Raw genomic sequence first — 8,957 nt, forward strand, 5'->3', positions numbered from 1 at the left:
CCGGCGCGCCGCTCGTCTCGGGTGCCGCCGGCGGCGGCGGCGCGTCGGGGGTCGGGCGCGCGTCGAGCACCGCCTCGTCCGCGTCGTAGCCCGCCGCGGCGCGCACGTGCGCGGCGACCTCGCGCCGCACGTCGTCCACCTCGTCGCCGCGCCCGGCCAGCAGCTCGCGCTGCTCGCGGAAGCGCCGCCCGCTCTCGACGCAGAACAGCCCGCACAGCGACAGCGCGTGCGCGCACGCCGCCTCGCCGCGCTCGTCGAGCAGCGCCTGCGTGCGCGCGATCGTCGCCGCGCGGGCGTACAGCTCGATCGCCATGTTGGCCAGCCGCTCGATCACGAATTGGCGCTCGATCAGCTTGCGGCGGTGCGTGACGATCGCCGCCTGCGTCGCCCCCTTGAGCTCAGCCGTGTGCTTCTCGAGGAAGCGCTTGTGCGGCAGCAGGCGGCGGTGCAGCCGCACGTCCACGCCGTCGGTGGCGGCGCCGAGCGCGGTGCGCACGCGGTCGGTGGCGTAGCCGGCCACCGCGTTGAAGTTGGCGATCGGCTTCTTCAGCGCCGCCCCCAGCTCCTGCAGCCGCTCCGCGGGCCCCTCGACGCCGTTGAGCGCGACGAACACGCGGAGCACGTCGTTCGCCCCCTCGAAGATCCGGTTGATGCGCGCGTCGCGCAGCATGCGCTCGTACGGGTACGGCTTTACGTAGCCGCGCCCCCCGGCCACCTGCACCATCTCGTCGCAGGCGCGCCAGATCAGCTCCGACGCGAACACCTTGGCCGCCGCCGCCTCCAGCGACGCGTCGACGTCCTCGCGGTCGAGCGCCGCGCCCAGGTGCCCGACCATCGCGTCGGCGGCGTACGCCTCGGCGGCGAGCGTGGACAGCTTGCGCTGCGTGATCTCGAAGCTCGCCAGCGGCGCGCCGAACTGGATGCGCTGCTCGGCGTAGCGCGCCATCTCGCCGACCACGAGCTTCGCGCTCTGCGCGCACCCCGCGGCCAGCGACAGGCGCCCGCCGTTCAGCACGTTCACGGCGACGCCGAAGCCGCGCCCGACCTCGCCGAGCACGTGGTCGGCCGGCACCGCGCAGTCGCGGAACGCCAGCTCGGCCTGCGTCGAGCCGCGGATCCCCATCTTGCGCACCGTCCCCACCACCTCGAACCCGGGCATGTCGGGGCGCACGAGGAACGCGGTGGGGCGCCGCGTCGGCTTCCCGTCGCGCCCCGTCGTCGGCGTCTGCGCGAACACGGTGATCAGCCCCGCCTTGTGGGCGAGCCCGATCCAGTGCTTGCGCCCCGTGATGCGCCACCCGCCCGCGCCGTCGGGCTCCGCGCGGGTGACGATGTGCTGCGCGTCGGAGCCCGTCTCGGGCTCGGTGAGCGCGTACGCCGCCAGCATCTCGCCGCGCGCCAGGGCGGGGAGGTAGCGCGCCTTCTGCTCGTCGGTGCCGAACAGCACCAGCGGCTTGCACCCCAGCCCCGCGTGCACGCCGATGACGACGCCGAGCGAGGCGTCCATCGCCGCCACGGTGCCGAAGACGCGCGCGTAGCCGGTGCTGGACAGCCCCGCGCCGCCGTACTCGCGCGGCACCGTGATCCCCAGCAGCCCGACCTCGGCCATCGCGCGGATCGTCGCGTCGGGGACCGTCTCCTCCTCGTCGAACCGCGCCGAGTCGATCAGCCCCGCGTCGCGCAGCTCGTGGGCGGCCGCGATGAGGCGGCGGACGGTGCGCGCCTCGTCCGGGTCGCGCCGGTCGAGCGTCGGCGGGAAGGGGAAGAGCAGGTCGTCATGGATCGCGCCGGCGAACAGCCCCTTCAGGAACGAGGGACGGTCGGCGGCGGGGGGCTGGGTGCTGGGGGTGGCCATGCGGGGCTCGGCGTGCAGGGTACGGACCGGAAACGCGCGGGGCCCCGCCGGAAGGTCCGGCGGGGCCCCGTCGCGCGCCTGGCGGCGGGTCAGGGCGTGGCGCGGGCGGGGCGGACGCTCGCCGACGTCGCGGTCACCGTCACCGTCAGCTCGGCCGGCGCCCCCTCGGGCTGATTGCCGGCGGTCACCGCCTGGAACCGGATCGTCGTCGTGCCGACGCCGATCGCCTGCACCCGGCCGCTGCCGTCGGCGACGGCGACGGCGGGGTCGGCCGACGTCGCGGCGACCGTGCGGCCGAAGAGCTGGTTGCCGGCGGCGTCCTGCGCCACCAGCGACACCAGCGTCGCCGCGCCCGCGCGCAGCGAGACCGTCGTCGGGGCCACGACGATCCGGGCGACCGGCGCCGCGAACACGTTGAACACCCCCGCGTCGCCGACCTCGCCGTCCACCGGGCGGCCCGGGACGCGCTCGGCGATGGCGGTGATCTGCACCGACCCCGGCTGGATCGCGGTCGCGAGCCCGGTCGTCTGGTTGATCGACACGATCGCCGAGTTGCCGCTCGTCCAGCGCACCGTGCGGTCGGTCAGCACGCGGTTGAGCGAGTCCAGCACCTGGGCCGTGTACTGGAACGTCGTCCCCGGGTTGCCGTCGATCGTCTTGTTGTTGATGCGCACCGCGCCGACCGGGATCGGCGTCACCGTGGCCGTCGTCTTCCGCTCGACCGAGTCGATGCGGACGGTGATCTCCGTCGTGCCCGACTTGAGCGGCGTGATGATCCCCGTCGTGCTGTTGATGGTCAGCACCGTCGGGTCGGCCGCGGTGAAGCGCACCAGGCGGCCGGCGGTCGCCAGCTCGCGGTTCAGGCTGTCGAGCGGGACGGCGCGCAGGACGTTCTGCGCCTGGACGCGGAAGACGGGCGCCTGCGGCAGCACCACCTCGACGACCGGGATCTTGGTCACCTCGACCGTCTGCGTCCCCGTCACGTTGTCGCAGTTGACGGTGACCGTGGCCGACCCTTCCGCCTGCGTCTGGAGCACGCCGCTGCCGTTCACCACCAGCACGGCGTTGTTCGACGAGGTGTAGCTGCAGGTGCGCCCCGCGCTCGGGATCACGCTCCCATCGGCGCGGCGCAGCTCGAACGGCACGTTCAGCGTCTCGCCGACGCGCAGGGGCGAGCGGATGCCGACGCGGACGCTCGCCGGCGTCTCGTTCTCGACGATGACGTTGAAGTCCTGCCCGAAGACCCCGTTGACCGTCACGCGGAGCACCGCGGTGCCGGTCGCGATCCCGTTCAGCGCGCAGTTGGTGCCGGACGCCGCGGCGCCGAGGATGGTGGGCGTGCTGCTCTGGCAGGCGACGGTGAAGCCGGTGAGGGGCTGCCCGTTGTTGCCGATCGGCCGCACGGCCACGCTGGCCGTCCCGCCCACGCGCACGCGCGGGAAGGTCGGGTCGATCTGGATGGTGGCGGGCGGCGCCGGCGTCACGGTGACCAGCGCCGAGTCCTTCTTGCCGCCGCTCTCGCCGATGATGTACGCCGAGCCGGCCGTCACGCCGGCGACGACGCCGTTGCCGGTGCCGCTGACCGTCGCGACCGCGGGGTTCGACGAACGGAAGGTCACCACCCGCCGCGAGTGGTTGATGACGCTCCCGTCCTTCCGCAGCGCCTCGCCGGTGATCTGCGCCGGGGTCGAGGTCGCCGCGATGGTGGACGGCGAGAGAGTGACCCGGACCCGGTCGACGTCGGGAACCCCGGTGATGAACGAGCAGCCCGCGGCCGCGACCGACGCGACCGCCAGGCCCAGGGCCCGAATGGCGAAGTACCGCATGCAGCTCCGATGTGCGTGGGAAGCCGCCCGCCCGGGCCTTCGGGGGAGGCGGCGCTGGGTCCAGGATAGTGCGCGGGGGGGAGCGTCACAACGCGGGACCGCGCCACCGTGGGGTCCCGGTCACGCGGCTCCGGCCGTGCCTTCCGTGGGAGTATCGGCACCGCCCGCCGGCGGCCTCAGGAGCACGACGCGGGCCACCCGACGGGGGGTTAGCTTGGCCGCCATGCGCCACGTCCTCCTCGTCGCCGCCGGCGGCGCCGCCGGCTCGGTCGCCCGGTTCCTGGTCGGACGGGCGCTCGCCGGGGTCCCCGGGGGATACCCCTGGGGGACGCTCGCGGTCAACGTCGCCGGCTCGCTCCTCCTCGGCGCCGTCCTCGCCCGGTGGCCGGCCCCCGACGCCGAGGCCCGGCTGTGGCTCGGCGTCGGCGTGTGTGGCGGCTTCACCACGTTCTCGGCGTTCGCCGCCGAGCTGGTGACGCTCCCCCCGGCGCGCGCCGCCGTCTACGCCGCCGCCTCCCTCGTCCTCGGCGGCGCGGCCGTGCTCGCCGGCCTCGCGCTCGCCCACCGCTGACCCGCCCGACCGCCGCCATGGCCCAGCCGACCCAGGATCCCGCCGCCTTCCTCGACGCCCACGCCGAGCGGGCCCGCGACGAGCTGTTCGACTTCCTCCGCATCCCCAGCGTCAGCGCCCGCTCCGAGCACGACGGCGACACCCGCCGCGCCGCCGGGTGGCTGCGCGACGCCCTCGCCGCCATCGGCCTCGACGCCGCCCTCCACGAGACGCCCGGGCACCCGATCGTCCTCGGCGAGTGGCGCGGCGCCCCCGGCGCCCCCACGCTGCTCGTCTACGGCCACTACGACGTGCAGCCCGCCGAGCCGCTGGAGCTCTGGGACTCGCCGGCGTTCGAGCCGACGGTGCGCGACGGCAACGTCTACGCGCGCGGCTCGGTCGACGACAAGGGGCAGCTCTTCCTGCACGTGAAGGCGCTCGAGGCCCACCTCCGCACGCGCGGCGCGCTGCCGGTGAACGTGATCGTCCTCGCCGAGGGGGAGGAGGAGGTCGGGAGCGTCAACCTCGAGGCGTTCGTCGAGGCCGAGAAGGCGCGCCTGGCGTGCGACGCGGTCGTCATCTCCGACTCGGCGATGTTCGCCCCCGGCATCCCGTCGATCCTCTCGTCGCTGCGCGGGATGGCCTACTTCCAGATCGACGTGCAGGGGCCGGCCGGCGACCTGCACTCGGGGAGCTACGGCGGCGCGGTCCCCAACCCGGCGATGGCGCTCGCGCGCATCCTCGCGACGATGCACGACGCCGACGGCACGGTCGCGATCCCCGGCTTCTACGACGCGGTGCGCCCGTTCCCCGACGCGGTGCGCGCCCAGATGCGCGCCCTCCCCTTCGACGACGAGCACTTCCGCGCCGAGGCGGGCTCCCCCGCGCTCGGCGGCGAGCCGGGGTACACGGTGCTGGAGCGGCTGTGGACGCGCCCGACGTGCGAGGTGAACGGGCTGCTGAGCGGCTACACCGGCGAGGGCGCCAAGACGGTGCTCCCCGCCAAGGCGATGGCCAAGGTCAGCTGCCGCCTCGTCCCCGACCAGGACCCGCTGGAGATCGAGCGCCTCATGGCGGCGCACGTCGCGCGCGTCGCGCCGCCGGGCGTCACGGTGACCGTCACCCACCTGCACGGCGGCCGCCCCTGGCGCGCGGACCTCGGCGGCCCGCTGTTCGACGCCGCCAAGCAGGCGCTCGCCGAGGTGTTCGGCCGCGAGCCGGTCGTCACGGGCGAGGGCGGCTCGATCCCCGTCGTCGGCGACTTCCAGCGCGTCCTCGGCGCCACCGTCCTCCTCGTCGGCTTCGGCCTCCCCGGGGAGAACGCGCATGCGCCCAACGAATGGATGTCGCTCGACAACTTCCATCGGGGGGCGAAGGTCATCGCGCGGCTCTACGACCTGTACGCGAAGGCCTGAACGGCGGGAGTCGTCACTACGGGAGTCGAAAGAGCGGGAGTCGTAACGGCGCAGTGCGCTCTTACGACTCCCGCTCTCGTGACTCCCGCGGTCACGACTCCCGCTTCAGAAGCGCCAGCGGCGGACGAGGAAGACGCCGAGTGCGTTCTTCGGATCGATGTTCTGCGGCGCCAGGCTCGGCTCCGGCAGGAAGAAGCGCGGCTGCCAGCTGCTCTCGATGCTGTAGCCGGGGAGGCGCGAGAAGCGGTACTCGATGCGGAAGCCCGGGATCGGCGGGTCGCCCTGGAAGAACACCGGCGTCGCCTGCAGGCCGACGAAGGTCGAGCGGTTGAAGTACTTGCCGAACTCGATCTGCGTCCCCTTCAGGATCGCCTCCAGCCCCGACACGTCGGCGCGGAAGAGCTCCGGCGGCAGGTCGGGGACCGGCGTGATGTTCAGGACGTCGGCGCCGAGCGAGCGGCCGAGGCGCGCCTCGCTGGCGTCGGCGAGCACGCCGAGGGCGACGCCGCTCAGCTGCTGCGTGGCGAGGCGCCCGGCCGTGCCGATCGGGTTCCCGCCCGCCGAGCCGCCGGCGACGCTCGACCCGCCGAACTGCAGCAGCGAGCCCGAGCCGCTCCCGAACGCGAGGTAGCTGAGCAGGTCCGTCTGCGCGATCGGCGGCTGCGCGTCGCTCTCCAGCGCGATGCGCGGCGCCGAGAGCGTGCCGCCGATCTGGATGCGGATCACCAGCGGCTCGCGCGCCGCCTGCCGCACCTCGTACTCGGCGGTGACCTGCAGGTTCGGGTCGAGCTCCTGCGTGCCGACGAACGTCGCCGACCCGCGCTTCACCTGGAAGCGCTTGGACAGGAAGGTGTACTGGCCGCGCTCCGTGCCGACGATGCCGTCGAGGACCAGCGCCTGCTTGGCGCGGTCGACGCGGAGCCGCAGGTCGCCGTCGCTGAACACCTCGACGTTCGCCTCGCGCGAGCGCACCCACGTGTCGCGGTCCACGCCCACGTACAGGTCGACGCGCAGGTTGTCGAGCAGCGGGTTCTGCGTCGGGATGACGTCGGTCTCGCGCAGCCGGGTCGTGTCGACCACCGCGAACACCGCCGGGTCGCCCGCGCTCAGCACCTGCTTGTTGTCCGACTCGGGGACGTAGATCACGCCGCCCAGCACGCGCGCGCCGCCGCTGACGAACACCTGGTCGTACGGGCCGTACACCGACACCTGCGCGTTGGCGTCCACGCGCCCCTGCTCGTTGTCGAGCATCCGCGCGCGGTCGGCCGTCAGCCGCAGGTCGAACGACGGCTCGGCGGGGGTCGCGATGCCGATCCCGCCGCGCACACCCACGCGCCCGCGGCGGTTGGCGAGCGTGTAGCCGCCCAGGGAGTCCACGACCACCGTGTCGCCCTGCAGCCGCACGACGCCGCCGGCGTCGCGCAGCCGCATCCCGGTCGCGGTCAGGCGGAAGCCCGCGTCGGCCAGCCGCAGCTCGCCCGTCGGGTTCGGGTCGCGCAGCGGGCCGCGCACCTGCAGCGTCCCCGACGCCGTCCCGCGCACGTCGGCCACCGCGTCGGTGAAGCGCGACGCCAGGTCGAGCGGCAGCGAGTCGAGCACCGCGTCGACCGTCAGCGGCGCGTCGTCCGCCATCCGCGGCCCCTCGACGCCTGAGAGCGCGAGGTCGATCGGGAGCGACGCGTTGGCCGTCAGCACCGGCCGGGTGCCGCGCGTCACGCGCGCCTCGCCGGCCAGCCGGCGGTCGGCGTAGTCGACGCGCGACTCGACGTCGGGGACCTCGGTGCCGCCGTAGCGCGCGCCGGCCAGCATCGCCGTCCCGCGGATCAGCGGCGCCGCCCCCGTCCCCTGCACGGTCGCGTCGAGCGACACGCGGCCGGTGAGCGGGACGTCGCTCTGCAGCAGCCCGAGCGCGTCGCCGACCTCGAACTCGCGCACGGCGACGCGCAGGTCCGCCGGGCCGGTGCTCGGCAGCCGCCCGTCGACCGAGATCAGCCCGCCGGCGCCGTTGCTCAGCTCCACCGTCTCGACCTCGATCCCCGGCTGCCCCCACCGCACCGCGCCCGGCCGCGTCGACGCCCACAGCGTCGAGTCGAAGCGCAGCCGCAGCTGCGAGAACTTGGCCTCGTTGCGGTCGGGGAGGATCGCGTAGTCGCTGCGCAGGTCGTACGAGCGCCCGACGTCCTGGAACACCGCGACCACCGCCGTGCCGCTGCTCGCCCCCGGCCCGTCGGGGCGCCAGGTCGCGCGCGCGTCGACGCTGTCGAGCGAGAAGCCGGCGGCGCGCACCGAGTCGGCGACCGACGCCACGGCCAGCGCGCTCCCCGGCGTCATCGCGCCGAGCCAGGTGTAGGCGACGCGCGCGCGCCCGACCTGGTTGCCGAGCGCCACCAGCCCCTGCGCCGCCGCGCGGCCGCGCAGGTCGAAGTTCGCGATCGAGCCGGCGACCCGCCCCTCGGCGACCACGTAGCCGGCCAGCGAGTCGCGGCGGATCGTCGTCGGCGTGTCGACCACCACCCGCGCCACCGCGAGCGCCAGCGCGTCGGCGGCCGCCGCGGCCACGGTGAGGCGCCGCGACTGGAGCGCCGAGTCGGTGCGCGCCTCGGCCAGCCGCGCGGCGGCCAGCGCGGCGTGCGGCGCCACCGCGCCGGTGTCGCGCGGCAGGTAGCGCGCGAGCGCCGCCAGGGAGTCGACCTCGAGGCGGTACTGCAGCTCGCCGCGCCGCGCGCCCACCAGCCCGAAGCTCCCCACCACCTGCGCGTTGGCCCCGGGGGCGCGCACGGTGAAGGTGTCGACGTTGACCACGCCCTGCGCCGCCCGCACGCGGATCGTCGACGCGTCCACCGCCAGCGTGTCGATCGTCGACGTCGTGACGTCGGCCGCGAGGTTCGCGGTCAGCGTCGCCGGGTCGGTCCCGCGCCCGCTCGCCACGAACCGCCCGCTCAGCGAGGTGCGCGGCGCCTTCTCGGCCAGCGCGTTGACGTTGAACAGCAGCGTCTCCAGCCGCAGGTCGTAGCCGAGCGTCCCCGTGAGGTCGCGCAGCTGCCCGCGCGCCGAGAACGATCCGCCGTCCGAGAGGCGCAGCGTCGAGGCGACGCGCAGGTCGTCGGTCGAGCCGGTGAGGCGGATCGGCCCCGACGCGCTGCCGCGCAGCCCCGCCGCCGGCGCGAACCGCCCGACCGTCACCAGCGACAGCGGCTGCGCGGTGACGTCGACGTCGAACCACGGGGTGGCGCGCCGCGGCGCCGCGCCCGGCGTGCGGCGCCGCGCGGCGTCGCGCAGCGGGGCGGGGGTGCCGGTGGCGACGCGCGCCG

The 8,957-nt window shown here is 75.1% G+C and carries 5 protein-coding genes; 2 read left to right on the forward strand and 3 right to left on the reverse strand.

Features of this window, described 5'->3' with window-relative positions; genetic code table 11:
- Positions 1-1,855, reverse strand: a 1,855-nt coding sequence (locus tag PYV61_RS15580; protein ID WP_275833189.1) for an acyl-CoA dehydrogenase family protein, incomplete at its 3' end; no start/stop codon positions are given.
- 89 nt (positions 1,856-1,944) lie between these two features.
- Positions 1,945-3,681 (reverse strand): Ig-like domain-containing protein, encoded by a 1,737-nt coding sequence (locus tag PYV61_RS15585; protein ID WP_275833191.1) that lies wholly within the window; start codon positions 3,679-3,681, stop codon positions 1,945-1,947.
- A gap of 223 nt (positions 3,682-3,904) precedes the next feature.
- On the opposite strand from PYV61_RS15585, the gene PYV61_RS15590 reads away from it, so the two are divergent.
- Positions 3,905-4,252, forward strand: coding sequence for a CrcB family protein (locus tag PYV61_RS15590; RefSeq protein WP_275833193.1), 348 nt, complete (start codon positions 3,905-3,907; stop codon positions 4,250-4,252).
- Between the two features lie 17 nt (positions 4,253-4,269).
- Positions 4,270-5,646 carry a dipeptidase gene (locus PYV61_RS15595; RefSeq protein WP_275833195.1) on the forward strand — a complete coding sequence of 459 codons (1,377 nt, stop codon included), beginning with the start codon at positions 4,270-4,272 and terminating at the stop codon, positions 5,644-5,646.
- 105 nt (positions 5,647-5,751) lie between these two features.
- Here PYV61_RS15595 and PYV61_RS15600 read toward each other — a convergent pair.
- Positions 5,752-8,957, reverse strand: a 3,206-nt coding sequence (locus PYV61_RS15600; RefSeq protein ID WP_275833196.1) for a translocation/assembly module TamB domain-containing protein, incomplete at its 5' end; no start/stop codon positions are given.

The sequence above is a fragment of the Roseisolibacter sp. H3M3-2 genome, from assembly GCF_029211165.1.
Classification (GTDB): Bacteria; Gemmatimonadota; Gemmatimonadetes; order Gemmatimonadales; family Gemmatimonadaceae; genus Roseisolibacter.

Excerpts from the sequence above, each read along its gene's own strand:
- PYV61_RS15595 (WP_275833195.1), top strand. The coding sequence starts at position 4,270 with ATGGCCCAGCCGACCCAGGATCCCGCCGCCTTCCTCGACGCCCACGCC.
- PYV61_RS15590 (WP_275833193.1), top strand. The coding sequence starts at position 3,905 with ATGCGCCACGTCCTCCTCGTCGCCGCCGGCGGCGCCGCCGGCTCGGTC.
- PYV61_RS15585 (WP_275833191.1), bottom strand. The coding sequence starts at position 3,681 with ATGCGGTACTTCGCCATTCGGGCCCTGGGCCTGGCGGTCGCGTCGGTC.